Annotated in this window: 13 protein-coding genes; 7 read left to right on the top strand and 6 right to left on the bottom strand. The window is 61.2% G+C overall.

The genetic code is table 11. The features are described 5' to 3' along the window. Positions 1–714: 714 nt before the first annotated feature. Positions 715–2,217 (bottom strand): L-arabinose isomerase, encoded by a 1,503-nt coding sequence (gene araA / locus LB453_RS12960; RefSeq protein WP_103795664.1) that lies wholly within the window; start codon positions 2,215–2,217, stop codon positions 715–717. A gap of 11 nt (positions 2,218–2,228) precedes the next feature. Further along, a complete protein-coding gene (locus LB453_RS12955) occupies positions 2,229–3,914 on the bottom strand; it encodes a ribulokinase (protein ID WP_103795665.1) in 1,686 nt (561 codons plus the stop codon). A 68-nt stretch (positions 3,915–3,982) separates the two neighbouring features. Here LB453_RS12955 and LB453_RS12950 point away from each other — a divergent pair, with 68 nt between their 5' ends. The 6 genes from LB453_RS12950 to LB453_RS12925 all read left to right on the top strand — a co-directional run bounded on the left by LB453_RS12950 (position 3,983) and on the right by LB453_RS12925 (position 9,947). Beyond that, the gene (locus LB453_RS12950) at positions 3,983–4,189 is read left to right on the top strand and encodes a hypothetical protein (protein ID WP_158253392.1); all 207 of its coding nucleotides are present in this window, start codon (positions 3,983–3,985) and stop codon (positions 4,187–4,189) included. 92 nt (positions 4,190–4,281) lie between these two features. Beyond that, the gene (locus LB453_RS12945) at positions 4,282–5,265 is read left to right on the top strand and encodes an arabinose ABC transporter substrate-binding protein (RefSeq protein ID WP_103795666.1); all 984 of its coding nucleotides are present in this window, start codon (positions 4,282–4,284) and stop codon (positions 5,263–5,265) included. Positions 5,266–5,326: 61 nt separating this feature from the next. Next, on the top strand, positions 5,327–6,847 hold the full coding sequence (gene araG, locus LB453_RS12940) for an L-arabinose ABC transporter ATP-binding protein AraG (protein WP_103795667.1): 1,521 nt from the start codon (positions 5,327–5,329) through the stop codon (positions 6,845–6,847). A 14-nt stretch (positions 6,848–6,861) separates the two neighbouring features. Continuing rightward, entirely contained in the window at positions 6,862–7,848 is a 987-nt protein-coding gene (gene araH / locus LB453_RS12935) for an L-arabinose ABC transporter permease AraH (RefSeq protein WP_103795668.1), read from the top strand. Between the two features lie 62 nt (positions 7,849–7,910). After that, on the top strand, positions 7,911–8,828 hold the full coding sequence (araC, locus tag LB453_RS12930; protein ID WP_103795669.1) for an arabinose operon transcriptional regulator AraC: 918 nt from the start codon (positions 7,911–7,913) through the stop codon (positions 8,826–8,828). 78 nt (positions 8,829–8,906) lie between these two features. Further along, positions 8,907–9,947, top strand: coding sequence for an oxidoreductase (locus LB453_RS12925; RefSeq protein ID WP_224481433.1), 1,041 nt, complete (start codon positions 8,907–8,909; stop codon positions 9,945–9,947). Between the two features lie 175 nt (positions 9,948–10,122). Here LB453_RS12925 and add read toward each other — a convergent pair whose 3' ends face one another. From add to malX, 3 genes are all read right to left on the bottom strand, one after another. Then, entirely contained in the window at positions 10,123–11,121 is a 999-nt protein-coding gene (add, locus tag LB453_RS12920; RefSeq protein WP_103795671.1) for an adenosine deaminase, read from the bottom strand. Positions 11,122–11,254: 133 nt separating this feature from the next. Beyond that, entirely contained in the window at positions 11,255–12,439 is a 1,185-nt protein-coding gene (locus LB453_RS12915; protein ID WP_224481432.1) for a MalY/PatB family protein, read from the bottom strand. A gap of 5 nt (positions 12,440–12,444) precedes the next feature. Further along, a complete protein-coding gene (malX, locus tag LB453_RS12910) occupies positions 12,445–14,028 on the bottom strand; it encodes a maltose/glucose-specific PTS transporter subunit IIBC (RefSeq protein ID WP_103795673.1) in 1,584 nt (527 codons plus the stop codon). A 181-nt stretch (positions 14,029–14,209) separates the two neighbouring features. Between malX and malI the strand changes: the two genes are divergently transcribed. After that, complete coding sequence (gene malI, locus LB453_RS12905; RefSeq protein WP_103795674.1) at positions 14,210–15,241, top strand: Mal regulon transcriptional regulator MalI; 1,032 nt, start codon at positions 14,210–14,212, stop codon at positions 15,239–15,241. Positions 15,242–15,284: 43 nt separating this feature from the next. Here the strand turns inward: malI and LB453_RS12900 are convergent, their stop codons facing one another. Continuing rightward, the gene (locus LB453_RS12900; protein ID WP_103795675.1) at positions 15,285–16,787 is read right to left on the bottom strand and encodes a YdgA family protein; all 1,503 of its coding nucleotides are present in this window, start codon (positions 16,785–16,787) and stop codon (positions 15,285–15,287) included. Positions 16,788–16,811 lie beyond the last annotated feature (24 nt).

Here is a 16,811-nt window from a genome sequence, read left to right as displayed (position 1 = left end):
GTGTGCAAAGGGGATAACGTCATGGCTGTGATGTTATGCCGTGTGAAAGGGGGTATTGCCCGATCGCAAAGAATGCCCGCATCCATGCGGATCGGCCTCGCCATCCTGGCTCGGACGCTTTGCTCTTCGGGCAATACCCCCTTTCCCTTGCTGGCTACGGTATCGCTGTGTGAATAACACTCAGCGCTTAATAACGCATCGGTCTTGCCATCCGGGCAATACCCCCTTTCTCTTGCTGGCTACGGTATCGCTGTGTGAATAACACTCAGCGCTTAATAACGCATCGGTTTTGCCATTCGGGCAATACCCCCTTTCCCTTGCTGGCTACGGTATCGCTGTGTGAATAACACTCAGCGCTTAATAACGCATCGGTCTTGCCATCCGGGCAATACCCCTTTCTCTTGCGGGCCAGGGTATCGCTGTGTGAATAGCGCTCGAAACAAATCGCACAGAGGTTCATAAAGGAGGGAGGATGGGCAGTAGAGTGAAGCGTCCGAGCCATGGACAAAAACGGCGTGAGCGTTTTTGAACGATGCATAGCATTGGCCCGCTTGCGGGCGATTCCAGGACAGGACGAGTAAGGCGAGGCCGAGGCTCCACGAATGTTTTTAAACCGACTTCACAGAACTGCCCATCTTCCCTACCGGGCAGCTTGGGCCTGAAAAAGAAAACGCCAACTGTAAAAGTCGGCGCGTATCTCTCTCAAACCACAGCCTAGCGTTTCGAGCGGTAATACACCTCGTTCCAGCGCAGCGCGTCCTTGAACGCCGGCAGCCGCGTATGCTCGTCAATTACCAGCACTTCAATATCGTTCATCTCGCCGTAGAGATACATATCCTCCAGCGTCAGCGCCTGGCTGAACACCGTATGGTGCGCGCCGCCGCCCAGAATCCAGGCCTCCGACGCGGTGGCCAGCGACGGCTGGGCGCGCCACAGCGCGCGCGCGACCGGCAGCTTCGGCAGCGGCTTCGGCTGCTCAATCGCATCCACCACGTTCACCAGCAGGCGGAAACGGTCGCCCATATCAATCACGCTGGCGTTGATCGCGCGACCGGCTGGCGTAGAGAAAATCAGGCGCGCCGGATCGGCTTTGCCGCCGATGCCGAGGAACTGCACATCGATCAGCGGCTTCTCCTCTTTGGCGATAGAGGGGCAGACTTCCAGCATATGCGAGCCTAATACCAGATCGTTGCCGGGCGAGAAGTGGTAGGTGTAATCCTCCATAAAGGAGGTGCCGCCGGGGCGATCCCCTGCCAGCACTTTGAAAATGCGCAGCAGCGCAGCGGTTTTCCAGTCGCCTTCGCCGGCGAAACCGTAGCCCTGGCCCATCAGGCGCTGCACCGCCAGACCGGGAAGCTGCGTCATGCCGTGCAGCGTCTGGAAGTTGGTGGTAAAGGCTTTACAGCCTTCGTCGTCAAGGAAGCGCTTGATGCCGATCTCGATACGCGCCGCGTCGAGCACGTTCTGGCGCTTCTCGCCGCCGCTGGCCGCCACGTCGCTAAAGCGGTAGAGGCTTTCATACTCATCGATCAGCGCGTTAACCTCGCCGTCGCTTACCTGATTAATCACCTCGACCAGATCGCCGACGCCCCAGCCGTTGACCGCGTAGCCGAACTGGATCTGCGCCGCGACTTTATCCCCTTCGGTCACCGCCACTTCGCGCATATTGTCGCCGAAGCGCGCCACCTTCAGCTGCTGGCTGCTCTGCTTCGCGAAGGCGGCGCGCATCCAGTTGCCGATGCGCTGCTGGCTCGCCGCATCCTGCCAGTGGCCGGTGATCACGCTGTGCTGCAGCCCCATGCGCGCGCCGATAAAGCCGAACTCGCGGCCGCCGTGCGCGGTCTGGTTGAGGTTCATAAAGTCCATATCGATGCCGTCCCACGGGATCTCCGCGTTGAACTGGGTATGGAACTGCAGCAGCGGCTTGTTGAGCACGCTGAGCCCGCCGATCCACATTTTGGCGGGCGAGAAGGTGTGCAGCCAGGTGATGATGCCGACGCAGCTGTCGTCATGGCTGGCGTCGCGGCAGAGCGCCAGCGCTTCATCCGGCGATTTCACCAGCGGTTTGGCGATAAGCTTTAGCGGCAAGGTGGAAGAGGCGTTCAGCCCTTCAACCACCTGGCGCGCGTGCTCTTCCACCTGACGCAGGGTCTCCGCGCCGTAAAGATGCTGGGTGCCGATCACAAACCATACGCTGTGCGCGTTGTACTGATCCATAAAACCACTCCTCAATTAGCGTTGGCGGGGCGCGACGCATACTGCGGCTCAGCCGCCGCGCACCAGAATTGATAACGTTCGTAAAGCTGCTGATAGCGCGCGACACGCGTGGCGTCGGGCTGTAACGTGACGGCAATAGGGCTGGCCATGGCTTTTTGCGCCTCAGGCACCGAGGGGTAAACGCCCGCGGCAACGGCAGCGAAGATCGCCGCGCCTAACGCGCAGCACTCATCCGAGGCGACGATGTCCAGCGGGCGGTTCATCACGTCGCAGCACGCCTGCATAATGGCGGGCGATTTGCGCGCGATGCCGCCCAGCGTCAGGATGTTCTCCACCGGGATCTGCTGCTGTTCGAAGCACTCCATAATGGCGCGCGCGCCGAAGGCGGTGGCGGCGATCAGGCCGCCGAACAGCGCGGGGGCGTCGGTGCCGAGATTGAGATCGGTGATCACGCCTTTCAGGCGCTGGTTAGCGTTGGGGGTACGGCGTCCGTTGAACCAGTCGAGCACCACCGGCAGGTGATCCAGCTGCGGATCGGCGGCCCAGGCTTCGGTAAGCTGGCGGATCAGGCTGCGCTGCAGTTCAGCCAGCTGCGGCTGTAGCTCAGGGTGCTGCGCTGCCGCCTGCTGCAGCGGCCAGCCGAGCAGGCGGCTGAACCAGGCGTAAATATCACCGAATGCAGACTGGCCCGCCTCACAGCCGATAGCGCCCGGCATAACGCTGCCGTCGACCTGGCCGCAGATGCCTTTGATGGCGCGATCGCCCACCTGATCTGCATCGGCGATCAGAATGTCGCAGGTTGAGGTGCCGATCACCTTGACCAGCGTATAGGGCTGTGCGCCTGCGCCGACGGCACCCATATGGCAGTCGAACGCGCCGCCGGCGATAGTGACGGGTTGGTGCAGGCCAAGTCGCTGCGCCCATTCGGCGCTCAGCGTGCCGACCGGAATATCGGCGGTCCAGGTGTCGCTAAACAGCGGTGAGTCGAGCTGCTGCGTCAGCAGCGGATCGAGCGCGTTAAGGAAGTCGGGGTCGGGCAAACCCTGCCAGTCGGGATGCCACAGTGCCTTATGCCCGGCGGCGCAGCGGCTGCGCCGCAGGCTGGCGGGCGCGGTGGTGCCGCTCAGCAGCGCCGGCACCCAGTCGCACAGCTCGACCCATGATACGGCTGCGTCGCGCACCGCGGCGTCAGCGCGAGAGACGTGCAGAATTTTTGCCCAGAACCATTCAGAGGAGTAGATCCCGCCAATATAGCGGCTGTAGTCGGTAAAGCGCCCGCTGCGGCAGAGCTGGTTAATGGCTTCCGCCTCTTCAATAGCGGTGTGATCTTTCCACAGCACAAACATGGCGTTGGGGTTGTCGGCGAAGTCGGGACGCAGCGCCAGCACATTGCCGTCGCGGTCAATGGGGGCGGGCGTCGAGCCGGTGGTATCAACGCCGATACCCGTGACGCTGTCACGTTGATCCGGCGTCAGCGCGTCGAGCACCCCCAGCAATGCCTGCTCCATCGCCTCGATATAGTCCAGCGGATGGTGACGAAAGCGGTTGGTATGGGGATCGCTGTACATACCCTGTTGCCAGCGCGAATAGTTCACTACGGCGCTCTTCAGCTCGCTGCCGCTGTCGCAGTCAACCGCCAGCGCACGTACCGAATCACTGCCAAAGTCGAGGCCCAGAGTGATGGCTCCAGCACGCATCGCTTATCTCCTGTTATGAATAATCGTCCCTTATCCTGTGACGGCGGCGCAGGAAACGTTATTCCCCGATGGCTGAGAATATGCACTTTTCTGTCATGGGCAGCGATTTTGTGATCGCCGACAAAAGTTGCCGGTCGGTTAAAATTGCTGAATATATGGAACATTTTGCCGTGATTTCAGGGTGTGATACCGCTCTACATTTTTCATCGTCTTTCCCGCTACAACTAGCCCAGCGTTTGCACAGGCTTTACTCATTCGCCGGTCTAACGCGCTGATTTTCATCTGTACCCAAAAAAGAAAACTGACTGGTAGCGTTTACACCGATTCGTTAACAGCAGGGAAAAACACCCTGGCTCCGGAGAGCATCATGCATAAATTCACTAAAGCGTTCGCGGCCATCGGCCTGGCAGCGGTTATGTCACATTCCGCTATCGCCGAAACCATGAAGCTGGGTTTTCTTGTCAAGCAGCCTGAAGAACCCTGGTTCCAGACCGAATGGAAATTCGCGGACAAAGCCGGCAAGGATTTAGGCTTTGAAGTGATCAAAATCGCCATTCCCGACGGCGAAAAGACCCTTAACGCCATCGACAGCCTGGCCGCCAGCGGCGCGAAGGGCTTCGTGATCTGTACCCCTGACCCCAAACTCGGCTCCGCTATCGTCGCCAAGGCGCGCGGCTACGATCTGAAGGTGATCGCCGTCGACGACCAGTTCGTTAACGCCAAAGGCAAGCCGATGGATAGCGTACCGCTGGTAATGATGGCCGCCACCAAAATCGGCGAGCGTCAGGGACAGGAGCTCTATAAAGAGATGCAGAAGCGCGGCTGGAACGTCAAAGAGACCGGCGTGATGGCGATTACCGCTAACGAGCTGGATACCGCGCGTCGCCGCACCGGCGGCTCGATGGATGCGCTGAAAGCGGCCGGCTTCCCGGCGGCGCAGATCTATCAGGTGCCGACCAAATCCAACGATATCCCTGGCGCGTTTGACGCCGGCAACTCGCTGCTGGTGCAGCATCCGGAAGTGAAACACTGGCTCATCGTTGGCATGAACGACAACACCGTGCTGGGCGGCGTGCGCGCCACCGAAGGCCAGGGCTTTAAGGCGGCGGACGTGATCGGCATCGGCATCAACGGCGTCGACGCCATCAGCGAACTGTCGAAAGACAAAGCGACCGGCTTCTACGGCTCGCTGCTGCCCAGCCCTGACGTCCACGGCTACAAGAGCAGCCAGATGCTCTATGAGTGGGTGAGCAAAGGGGCGGAGCCGCCGAAATTCACCGAAGTCACCGACGTCGTGCTGATTACCCGCGACAACTTCAAAACCGAACTGGCGAAGAAAGGGTTGATGTAAACCCGCGTACCGTGCCGTCGCCTGCGCGACGGCACCTCTACGGTAAACCAGAGGAGTTACCATGAATAGCGAGCCAACCTTTCTGTCGTTTCATGGCATCAGCAAGACCTTTCCCGGCGTTAAAGCGCTGCAGGATATCTCGTTTGACTGTCGCGGCGGCGAAGTACACGCCCTGATGGGCGAGAACGGCGCGGGCAAATCGACGCTGCTGAAAATTCTCAGCGGCAGCTATCAGCCCAGCGGCGGTGAAATCCGCATTAAAGGCGAGCCGGTCAGTTTTCAGCACACCAGCGAGGCGCTGGATGCTGGCGTCGCCATTATCTATCAGGAGCTGCATCTGGTGCCGGAGATGAGCGTGGCGGAGAACATCTACCTCGGTCAGATCCCGCACAAGCGCGGCCTGGTGAACCGCAAGCTGCTGCGCTACGAAGCGGGGCTGCAGCTGAAAAATCTCGGCATGGATATTGATCCCGATATGCCGCTGAAATATCTCTCTCTCGGCCAGTGGCAGATGGTGGAGATCGCCAAGGCGCTGGCGCGCAACGCGCGCATTATCGCGTTTGACGAGCCAACCAGCTCGCTGTCGGCGCGCGAAATCGAGAACCTGTTCCGCGTTATCCGCCAGCTGCGCGCAGAGGGCCGGGTAGTGCTCTACGTGTCGCACCGCATGGAAGAGATCTTTGCGCTCAGCGACGCCATTACCGTCTTTAAAGATGGCCGCTACGTGCGCACCTTTACCGATATGGCCAATACCCATCATGACGATCTGGTGCAGGCGATGGTGGGACGCAACCTCGGCGATATCTACGGCTATACGCCGCGTCCGCACGGGCCGGTGCGGCTGGTGCTGGAGAAGGTCGAGGCGAAAGGGGTGCGCGAGCCCATCTCGCTTGAGGTGCGCGCCGGTGAAATCGTCGGCCTGTTTGGGCTGGTGGGTGCCGGACGCAGCGAGCTGATGAAGGGCATCTTCGGCGCGACCCGGCTGCGCGGCGGGCGCATTCTGCTGGATGGCGAGGTGCTGAAGCTGCGCGAGCCAATCGACGCTATTCGTGCCGGCGTGATGCTCTGCCCGGAAGACCGCAAAGCCGAGGGGATCATTCCTGTTCACTCGGTGCGCGACAACATCAATATCAGCGCGCGCCGTCATAATCTGACCGCCGGCTGCCTGATTAAAAATCAGTGGGAGACCCGCAACGCCGACAGCCATATCCGCTCGCTCAATATTAAAACGCCTCACGCCGAGCAGCTGATTATGAACCTCTCGGGCGGCAACCAGCAGAAGGCGATTCTCGGCCGCTGGTTGTCGGAAGAGATGAAGGTGATCCTGCTGGACGAGCCGACGCGCGGCATCGACGTCGGCGCGAAACATGAGATCTACAACCTGATCTATCAGCTGGCGAGCAAAGGCATTGCGGTGCTGTTCGCCTCCAGCGACCTGCCGGAAGTGATGGGCCTGGCCGACCGCATCGTGGTGATGCGCGAAGGCGCTATCGCCGGCGAACTGCTGCATGACGCCGCCACGGAGCAGCAGACGCTGAGCCTGGCGATGCCTAAAACCACCCAAGCGGCCGCCGTGGCCTGACAGAGGAAAAAATTATGTCTTCATCCACAACTTCAGGTACGCCGCCGGTGCAGCAGCGCAGCGGCATGCGCTTTGGGCGTATCTGGGATAACTTCGGCATGCTGGTGGTGTTTGCGCTGCTGTTTGTCGCCTGCGCCGTGTTCGTGCCTAACTTCGGCTCCTTTATTAATATGAAAGGGCTGGGCCTGGCGATGTCGATGTCGGGAATGGTGGCGTGCGGCATGCTGTTCTGCCTCGCTTCCGGCGATTTCGACCTGTCGGTCGCCTCGGTGATCGCCTGCGCGGGGGTGGTTACTGCGGTGGTGATCAATATGACCGAGAGCCTGTGGATCGGCGTTTTTGCCGGCCTGCTGATCGGCGTCGCCACCGGCTTTATTAACGGCTTTGTGATTGCGCGCCTGAAAATCAACGCCCTGATCACCACGCTGGCGACGATGCAAATCGTGCGCGGCCTGGCCTATATCTTCTCCGACGGCAAGGCGGTCGGCATCGAAGATGAGCGCTTCTTTACCCTCGGCTTCGCCAACTGGCTCGGCGTGCCCGCGCCGATCTGGCTCACTATCGCCACCATGCTGATTTTCGGCTTCCTGCTTAACAAAACCACCTTTGGTCGCAACACGCTGGCGATCGGCGGCAACGAAGAGGCGGCGCGGCTGGCGGGCGTGCCGGTGGTGCGCACCCGCATCATCATCTTTATTCTCTCCGGCCTGGTGTCGGCGGCGGCGGGCATTATTCTCGCCTCGCGCATGACCAGCGGCCAGCCAATGACGTCGCTGGGCTACGAGCTGGTGGTGATCTCCGCCTGCGTGCTGGGCGGCGTCTCGCTGAAGGGCGGCATCGGCAAAATCTCCTACGTGGTTGCAGGCGTCCTGATCCTCGGCACCGTAGAGAATGCGATGAATTTACTGAATATCTCGCCATTCTCACAGTACGTAGTGCGTGGTCTGATACTGTTAGCTGCGGTGATTTTCGACCGCTATAAACAAAAGCATAAAGCCTGACGGCACAAAGACGCGGCGCCCTGGCGCCGCGCGCGGCTTAATCCTGACTGAGTGAGGACGTTATGTACCACCGTGAATCCACAGCGGCGCAGCAAAATCCTCTGTTGCCCGGTTATCCCTTCAACGCCTGGCTGGTGGCCGGGCTGACGCCAATCACGGCCGACGGGCCGCTCGATTTCTTTATTGACCGCCCGCACGGCATGAAAGGCTTTATTCTCAACCTCACTATTAAAGGCAAAGGCCGCGTATTCGACGGTGAAAACGGCTTTGACTGCCTGCCGGGCGATATGCTGCTGTTCCAGCCGAAAACGCCGCACTATTACGGGCGCGCCTCCGACAGCCCGGAATGGCATCACCGCTGGGTCTACTTCCGTCCGCGCGCCTACTGGAACGACTGGCTGCAGTGGCAGGACGCGCGCGAAGGCGTCGGGCGGCTCCATCTCAACGAAACGCTGCGCGCCGAGTTCGACCGGCTGTTCGCCAGCATCGAGCAGACCCATAACTCCGGCCGCCGTTTCGCCGAGGAGCTGGCGATGAACCTGCTGGAGCGCCTGCTGCTGCGCGCGGTAGAGGAGGATCCGCGCAGCCATCAGCAGGTGCGCGATCCGCGCATTATCGAAGCCTGCCAGTACGTCACCAACCATCTCGCCAGTGAAGTCAAAATTGAAGAGGTGGCGCGCCACGTCTGCCTGTCGCCGTCGCGGCTGGCCCACCTGTTCCGCGAGCAGATGGGCGTTAACCTGCTGCGCTGGCGCGAGGACCAGCGCGTGATCCGCGCCAAGCTGCTGCTGCAAACCACGCAGGAGCCGATCGCCAGCGTCGGGCGCGAAGTGGGTTACGACGACCAGCTCTACTTCTCACGCGTGTTCCGCAAGCGGGTCGGCGTCAGCCCCAGCGATTTTCGTCGTCGCAATCAGGATGCGCAGGATAGCCTGCTTGCCGAAACGCCCTGGCCGATGGCGCAGCGTGCTATATCCTGATTTTTCGGGAGAATCCTGCTTGTTCTAACCGATGCTATGGTCTTAAATCAGTCGGGTATACGAATAAGAGGAGTAATAATGAGCGATAAACTTCGTGTTGGATTGATGGGATACGGCTTTGCGAGCAAGACGTTTCACGCGCCGCTGATTGCGGGCACGCCGGACGTCGAGCTGGCCGCTATCTCCAGTAGCGACGAAGCGAAAGTGCACGCCGACTGGCCGCAGGTAAAAGTGGTGGCCGATCCTCAGGCGCTGTTAGAGGACCCGTCGCTGCAGCTGATCGTGATCCCGACGCCCAACGATACCCACTTTCCGCTGGCCAAGGCGGCGCTGAACGCCGGTAAGCATGTGGTGGTGGATAAACCCTTTACCGTGACGTTGTCACAGGCGCGCGAGCTGGAGGCGCTGGCGAAGGCTAAAGGCCTGCTGCTCTCGGTGTTCCACAACCGCCGCTGGGACAGCGACTTCCTGACGCTTAAGCAGCTGCTGAATGAGGGCACGCTGGGTGAGGTGCGCTATTTTGAATCGCACTTCGACCGTTTCCGCCCGGAAGTCCGTCAGCGCTGGCGCGAGATGAAAGGTGCCGGTAGCGGCATCTGGTACGATCTGGGGCCGCACCTGCTCGATCAGGCGCTGCAGCTGTTTGGCGCGCCGGTGGCCATTAACGTCGATATGGCGGAGATGCGCCCAGGGGCGCAGACCACCGACTACTTCCACGCCACGCTGACCTATCCGCAGCGCCGCGTGGTGCTGCACGCCAGCATGCTGGTGGCGGCGGAGTCACCGCGTTACGTGGTGCACGGCCTGCGCGGCAGCTACGTGAAATATGGTCTCGACCCGCAGGAAGATCGGCTGAAGGCGGGCGATTTTCCGCCGGGCGAAGAGTGGGGCTACGATATGCGCGACGGCGTCCTGACGCTGGCCGACGGCGAAGGGGTCAAGGAAGAGACGCTGATGACGCAGCCGGGCAACTATCCCGCCTACTATGCGGCAGTGCGCGACGCGATTAGCGGACGCGGCAGCAACCCGGTGACGGCGGAAGAGGCGATTCAGGTGATGGAGCTGATCGAGCTGGGGCTGCAGTCGGCAGAGAAGCGCCAGACGCTCTCGCTGAAGTAACCGGCAAAGGTTAACGGCGCTGTTCACGCCGTTGCCCGATCTCAGCCCGCTGGAAACGTAAAACGCGGATAACCTGGCCAAAGAGTAAAGCGCTGGCCCGGCGACGGGGCACCTCAGAGATGAGGTGCCTTGTCAGCACATTACTTACTCACAAAGGCCGCATCCGCGGCCTTTTTTACGCCTGCACTTTATTGCGGATAGCGGTTTTCTCGGCGTCGCTCAGGAAGGCGATGGTCAGGCCATTCTCCTGCGCCTGGCGGATCTGCGCGGCGCTCAGCCCGGCAGCGGGCGCGGCGTGCTGATACTCGTGCGCCAGCTCAATACCCTGAACCGCCGGATCGTCGGTGTTTAGCGTCGCCAGGATGCCGTGCTCCAGAAACTGCTTCAGCGGGTGGTGCGCCAGCGAGGAGACGGTGCTGGTCTGGATATTGGAGGTCAGGCAGGACTCGATGCCGATGCGGTGCTCGGCGAGAAAGTCCATTAGCGCGCGATCTTCAATCGCTTTCACGCCGTGGCCGATGCGCTCGGCGCCCAGCTCGCGGATCGCCTGCCAGATGCTCTCCGGGCCGGCCGCTTCGCCCGCATGCACCGTCACGCGGAAGCCGGCGTCGCGCGCCCGGGTAAAGTGGCTCAGAAACTCGCTGCCGGGAAAGCCCAGCTCGTCGCCCGCCAGATCGACAGCGGTGATGTGATCGCGGTGCGCCAGCAAGCCTTCCAGCTCGCGCAGGCAGGCTTCGTCGCCGAAGGTGCGGCTCATAATGCCGATCAGGCGCACGTCGACGTTATATTTCTGGCAGCCCGCCTTAATCCCGTCGATAACCGCTTCCACCACGCCCGCCACCGGCAGGTTATGGTTCATCGCCATATAGCCCGGCGAAAAGCGCAGTTCGGCGTAGTGAATGCCGGCGCGCGCCGCATCTTCAACGTTCTCCAGCGCAATGCGGCGGCAGGCGTCGAGATCGCCCAGCACTTTGACGCCCCAGTCGAGCTTATTCAGGAAGCTCACCAGATCGGGCTGGTTCTCCACGACCTGAACGTGGGGACGCAGCGCTTCCAGGGTGGTGGCGGGCAGGGCAAGGTTAAACTGGCGGCCTAAATCCAGAATGGTTTGCGCGCGGATGTTGCCGTCAAGATGGCGATGGATATCGGTAACGGGAAGGCTGGAATCGAACATGCTGCACTCTCTGACAGGAATAAAAGTGCAGACCATTATAGAAACATCTTGCGCAACATAGCGAGTCCTTTGCGCAACCCACGCCGCAACTGCTGGGATAGTAAGCGAAAGGGCGGCGATTCACCGCCCGATGTCAGACGCCGAGCGCGTGCAGCGCCGCGATCAGGCGGCTGACGCCTTCCTCCAGCTTGCTGCGCGGACAGCCGGCGTTAAGGCGCAAATAGCCACGGCCCGCTTCGCCGTAGGTGGAGCCGGGCATCATCGCCACTTTCTGCTGATGGATAAGCTGTTGCTGCAGCGCCGCCTCGTCGACGCCGAGCGGGTTGAGATCGATCCACGCCAGGTAGGTCGCCTGCGGCGGCTGCCAGCTCAGCTGCGGGAAGGCGCCGTTAAGACGCTCCGCTATCCACTGCATATTCGCCTGCAAATAGCGGCGCAGCGCGTCGAGCCAGGGCGCGCCGTGGCGATAGGCGGCGATATGCGCCGCGACGGCGAGAACCGCAGGGGAAGAGAGGCCGTCCGCCGCCTTTATCTGCCGCAAAAACGCCTGGCGATCCCCGGCATCGGGAATAATCCCCCATGCGCCGGTTAACGCCGGCACGTTAAAGCTCTTTGATGCCGAGGTGAACAGCGCCCAGTCGCTGCGCGCCACCTCGCTCCAGGGCAAATGCACAACATCCGGCATAACCATATCCATATGGATCTCATCGCTGATAACGCGCACCTGATAGCGCGCGCAGAGCGCCGCCATCTGCATCAGCTCCTCGCGCGTCCAGACCTTGCCGGTGGGATTGTGCGGGCTGCAGAGCAGCATCACTTTGCAGCCGGGGTGCGCCAGCTGCTGCGCCAGCGCCTGCATATCACAGCGCCAGCCGTGGCCGTCGCGCTGCAGCGGCTGCGTCAGGACACGCCGTTGACTGGCAGTCAACAAGGCATAAAAGGCGTCATAGGCGGGCGTATGGATCAGCACTTCGTCGCCCGGATCGCTCCAGAGCCGCACCATCTGCGCCACCATATAGATCACCGAAGGCGCGTAAACCAGCGCGCGCGCATCCAGCGTGGCGTTAAATCGCCTCTGCATCCAGTTGCAGACCGCCGAGAGAAAGTCGTTATGCTGCCAGCGGCTGTAGCCGAACACACCGTGGTCGAGCCGCTGCTGCAGCGCCGCGCGGATAGCGGGCGCGACGGCGAAATCCATATCGGAAATCGTGAAGGGCAGCAGATCCGGCACGCCGAAGCGGTCGGCGACAAAATCCCACTGGGTGCAGTAGCTGCCGCGTCGGTCGATGGGCTGGTTAAAGTTAAAATGATCGCTCATATTCGTTACACCGTCACATTCATCAGCGACGCCAGCTCTTCCTTAACCGACTGCACCTGCGGCCCAATCACCACCTGCAGCGTGACCGGGCTGAGATGCACCACGCCGATGGCGCCGTTGGCCTTCAGCGCGGCGTTGCTTACTTTGCTCATATCGACGATACGCAGGCGCAGGCGGGTCAGACAGTTATCCAGCGAGGTAATATTCTCTACGCCGCCCAGCGCGTCGAGGATAGCGGGCGCGTTATAGCCCGACTTGCCTGCCCCGGCGCGGCTGACCTGCTGCTCGACGCCGCTCTCTTTTTCACGCCCGGGCGTAGCGATATTAAAGCGGGTGATGGCAAAGCGGAACAGCGCATAGTAGCCCGTAAACCACAGCGCGGCGGCGACCGGCACCCAGTACCATTTGGTGGCGAGCCCGTGCAGGATGCCAAATACCACAAAGTCGATAATGTTGCCGTCGGTATTGCCGATGGTCACCCCCAGCACCGCCATCAGCGTGAAGCCCAGCCCGGTGAGCAGCGCGTGCAGCAGATAGAGCGCCGGCGCGACAAACAGAAACAGAAACTCGATCGGCTCGGTGGTGCCGCCAACCACACAGGCCACCACCCCGGAAATCAGCAGCCCCTTGATTTTGTGGCGATTCTCCGGCCGCGCGCAGTGGTAGATGGCGAGCGCCGCGCCGGGCAGGCCGCCGAGGAAGGCGGGCATTTTGCCCTGCGAGAGAAAACGGGTGGCGCTTTCCGAGAAGCCTTTCACTTCCGGGCAGGCAAGCTGCGCCTGGAAAATGGTCAGCGCGCCGCTGACGCTTTTGCCGCACACCTCCAGGGTGCCGCCCGCGTCGGTAAAGCGAATAATCGCCACCAGAATATGCTGCAAACCAAACGGCAGCAGCAGGCGTTCGCCGGTGCCGAACAGCATCGGGCCAAGGTCGCCCGCGCCGTTAATCATCCAGCCAAGGGCCGCGATGCCGCGCGCGAAAAATGGCCATATCAGCGGCACTACCAGGCCGAGCAGGCCGGTGACCAGCAGGGTGATAATGGGAACAAAGCGCGTGCCGCCGAAAAAGGCGAGCGCGTCCGGCAGCCGGATAGTGTGGAAGCGCTCATGCAGCCAGAACACCACCACACCCGTGATTACTGCGCCGAGGATGCCGGTGTCGATCGCCTGGATGCCCAGCACCGACTGCACGTTGTTCGCCTTCAGCAGCGCCGCGTCGCCGCTGGGCAAGATGCCTTTAACGGTGAGCCAGAAGTTGGTGCTGAGATTCATTACCGTGTAGCCGACAAAACCGGCGAAGGCCGCGACCCCTTTATTTTCGCGCGCCATGCCGAGCGGTATGGCGATGGCGAACATTACCGGCAGAAAGCGAAAGGCGAAGGCGCCGGTAGTCGCCATCCAGACAAACAGATGCTGCAGCAGCGGCTGGTCCAGCAGCGGGATCAGCGTCAGCACGTCGCGGCTGCTGAGCGAACTGCCGATGCCGAGCATAATGCCGCAAAAGGAAAGCAGGGCGACGGGCAGCATAAAGGTCTTGCCGAGGCTCTGAAAAAACTCCCAGAGCGTCAGACGCGGAAGTGAAGCGGACATATTTTCTCCTGAAAAGAAAGCGGGCAGCGGTTAGGTGAAATTCAGGATAAAACGTTTTACCACTACGTTTTGAGCGGCCTGTCACAATCCAGGTGAGCGCCGGGAGGTTAAGTTTTTTCGGCAGGTTTAACGTTTTACCTATATGATGGAGCCACGTAATAGCTCTCCCCAGGCGCGCACTATGACGCAGCAAAAAATTACCATTAACGACGTCGCCGAGGCGGCTGGCGTCTCTGTTACCACCGTTTCGCTGGTGCTCTCCGGCAAAGGCCGCATCTCGCCCGCCACGGTGGCGCGGGTTAACGAGGCGATCGAACAGTCCGGCTATGTGCGTAACCGAACGGCGGCCGCGCTGCGCGGCGGCACCAGTGGGGTGATCGGATTGATCGTCAGGGATCTGAGTCAGCGCTTTTATGCTGAAATGACCGCCGGGCTTAGCGAGGCGCTGGAGGCGCAGGATAAGATGCTGGTGCTGACCCAGAGCGGCGCGCAGGGGCAGCATCTGACGCGCTGTTTCGAGTCGCTGGTGGCGCAGGGCGTCGACGGCGTGGTGCTGGGCGGCGATGCGGGCAACGGCGCAGCGCTGGCGGCGCGCGCCGCCGAGCTCGGCCTGCCGTTGATCTGCGCCTCACGCGCCAGCTATCTGGAGGGGAGTGACAGCCTGCGGCCAGACAACGCGCTGGGCGCGCGCATGGCAACGGAGTATTTGATCCGCCAGGGGCATCAGCACATTGCCTGGCTGGGCGGCAGCGGTGCCTCGCTGACGCGCGCCGAGCGTATCGGCGGCTACTGCGCCACCCTGCTGCAGTACGGCTTACCCTTTAAGCCGGAGTGGATTATTGAATGCGAAGAGAATCAGAAGGCGGCAGCCGACGCCACCGCGCAGCTGCTGCAGCGCCATCCGCGCCTGACGGCCATTATCGCCGCCAACGCCGCCACCGCGCTGGGCAGCTACTTCGCGCTGCTGCGCAGCGGGCGCACCCTGGGCCAGGGCGCGGTTGACAGCTACTACGCGCAGCAGATAGCGCTGGTGGGCTTTAGCGACGAGCCGCAGGCGAACCTGAGCGATCCGCCGCTTACCTTTGTCTGCAGCCCGGCGCGCGAGATGGGCCGCGCCGCGGCGGCGCGCATTCTGCTGCGGCTCAGCGCGCCAGAGACCGCCAGCCAGCATATGATTTTGACGCCGAGCCTTATCGACGGCGACAGGAAATAAAAAAGCGACCCGCAGGTCGCTTTTGTTCTCGTTTCGCGCAGGCTTACTGCGGCATACCTTCGCTGGTGGGCAGGCCGAGCATATAGCGCGACATAAACTGCTCCAGCGTCATGGTGTTGCCGTTCATGTTCACCTGGCCGCCGGCGCTGTACTGCAGGCTGGTAACGATATTGTTGTCCTGCTGCTGGGTGAGACGGAACATCTGGCCCATCGCCGCCAGGCCTTTCACCTGCTGATCCGCCAGCTTCTGCGCGTCGTCGCCGGTGTAGCCTTCAGCCAGGCCAACGTTGCGCATCACTTCGGTCGCCATCGGCATATTGATCACCAGTTTGGCCGATAAGCTCTTCAGCACGCGGTCCACTATGCCAGCCAGGTTTTGCGGCTCGCCGGTCACGGTGGCGGGATCGTTGAAGTTGGCGGTGAGGTTAAAGGTGCTTTCGCCTTTGCTGTTTTTCCAGCTCAGCGGCGCAATGCTTACCATCGGCGCGCCTTTCAGCAGCGTCGGCAGATTGTTCATCAGAATGGTGTTTACGCCCGCCTGATAGCGAATCGGATCGCTGGCGAGGCCCGGCTGATTCAGCAGATCCTGCATCTGCGCCTGGTAGTTGTCGGAGAACGTTTTCACCGCCTGGGCGTCAAACTGCGCCAGCTTCATGCTGAGCTTCGCTTCGCCGAAATCGTTGTTCTGCAGGTGGACGTTATCGACGCGATAGTCGATATCGCCGCTGATTTTGCCCGCTTTGTTGTCAAACGATGAGGTGCCGTTGAGCTTTTGCAGCGTCAGGGCATCTTTGCCGTTAACGCTGGCGTTAAATTTCTCCAGCGCCACTTTTTGATCGCCGATGCGCACCCCTTCCGGCGTCAGATGCGTATTACCGCTGAGCTTCACGCCGTTGGCGGTAAACAGCACCGGCATGCCCAGCTCGTTTTTGCTGGTGATGGCGATGCTGTCGATATCGCTATCCATCGACACTTTATCGCCTTTGCTGTCCGCGCTGACGTTCAGCGTGCCGCCGTTGGTCGCCACGCGCTGGCCGGTCTGCGCATTCTGGTAATTAACCGGCAAAAAGTGCAGGGCGGTATCGGTCGCGCCGCTGTAGCCGACGCGGGTGTCCGCATTTATCGGCGACTTATTGTCGGTCAGGGCGAACAGATTTTTCAGCGCCTCGGTATTTTCCAGCTCGGTGTGTACCGACGCCATGCTCGGGATCAGCGTAAAGCGGCGCAGCTGGGCGAACGGGAAGGGACCGTGATCGATAGTTTCGTTAAAGACGATGCTCTGCCCTGGCTTCAGGAAAGCGTTATCTTCGGTTTGCGAGTTTGCCTGCAGTACCAGCTTCGCTGAACTGCTGAACACGCCGCGCTGGTAATTCTGATAGCTGAGCTTCAGGCGGCTGTCCGGCGCGTACGCGTTAAGCTGGGTATTGGCGTTCTGCACCAGCTCATCCATATGGCTTTCCAGCTGCTTACCGGTAAACCATGCCGCGCCGGTCCAGATTACGCCCAGGGCGATAATCACACCTACGGCAACGTTGGTCTTTTTCATTGCTGAGTCGTCCTTATCCTTGTG

The organism is Pantoea agglomerans (assembly GCF_020149765.1).
Taxonomy (GTDB): domain Bacteria; phylum Pseudomonadota; class Gammaproteobacteria; order Enterobacterales; family Enterobacteriaceae; genus Pantoea; species Pantoea alvi.
Note: the sequence above shows the minus strand (reverse complement) of the source record. Positions and strands in the feature narration are given on the sequence as shown.

Bases quoted from the DNA above. Each gene is read 5' to 3' on its own strand.
- araA (WP_103795664.1), bottom strand. From the start codon at position 2,217: ATGGATCAGTACAACGCGCACAGCGTATGGTTTGTGATCGGCACCCAG.
- LB453_RS12955 (WP_103795665.1), bottom strand. From the start codon at position 3,914: ATGCGTGCTGGAGCCATCACTCTGGGCCTCGACTTTGGCAGTGATTCG.
- LB453_RS12950 (WP_158253392.1), top strand. From the start codon at position 3,983: ATGGCTGAGAATATGCACTTTTCTGTCATGGGCAGCGATTTTGTGATC.
- LB453_RS12945 (WP_103795666.1), top strand. From the start codon at position 4,282: ATGCATAAATTCACTAAAGCGTTCGCGGCCATCGGCCTGGCAGCGGTT.
- araG (WP_103795667.1), top strand. From the start codon at position 5,327: ATGAATAGCGAGCCAACCTTTCTGTCGTTTCATGGCATCAGCAAGACC.
- araH (WP_103795668.1), top strand. From the start codon at position 6,862: ATGTCTTCATCCACAACTTCAGGTACGCCGCCGGTGCAGCAGCGCAGC.
- araC (WP_103795669.1), top strand. From the start codon at position 7,911: ATGTACCACCGTGAATCCACAGCGGCGCAGCAAAATCCTCTGTTGCCC.
- LB453_RS12925 (WP_224481433.1), top strand. From the start codon at position 8,907: ATGAGCGATAAACTTCGTGTTGGATTGATGGGATACGGCTTTGCGAGC.
- add (WP_103795671.1), bottom strand. From the start codon at position 11,121: ATGTTCGATTCCAGCCTTCCCGTTACCGATATCCATCGCCATCTTGAC.
- LB453_RS12915 (WP_224481432.1), bottom strand. From the start codon at position 12,439: ATGAGCGATCATTTTAACTTTAACCAGCCCATCGACCGACGCGGCAGC.
- malX (WP_103795673.1), bottom strand. From the start codon at position 14,028: ATGTCCGCTTCACTTCCGCGTCTGACGCTCTGGGAGTTTTTTCAGAGC.
- malI (WP_103795674.1), top strand. From the start codon at position 14,210: ATGACGCAGCAAAAAATTACCATTAACGACGTCGCCGAGGCGGCTGGC.
- LB453_RS12900 (WP_103795675.1), bottom strand. From the start codon at position 16,787: ATGAAAAAGACCAACGTTGCCGTAGGTGTGATTATCGCCCTGGGCGTA.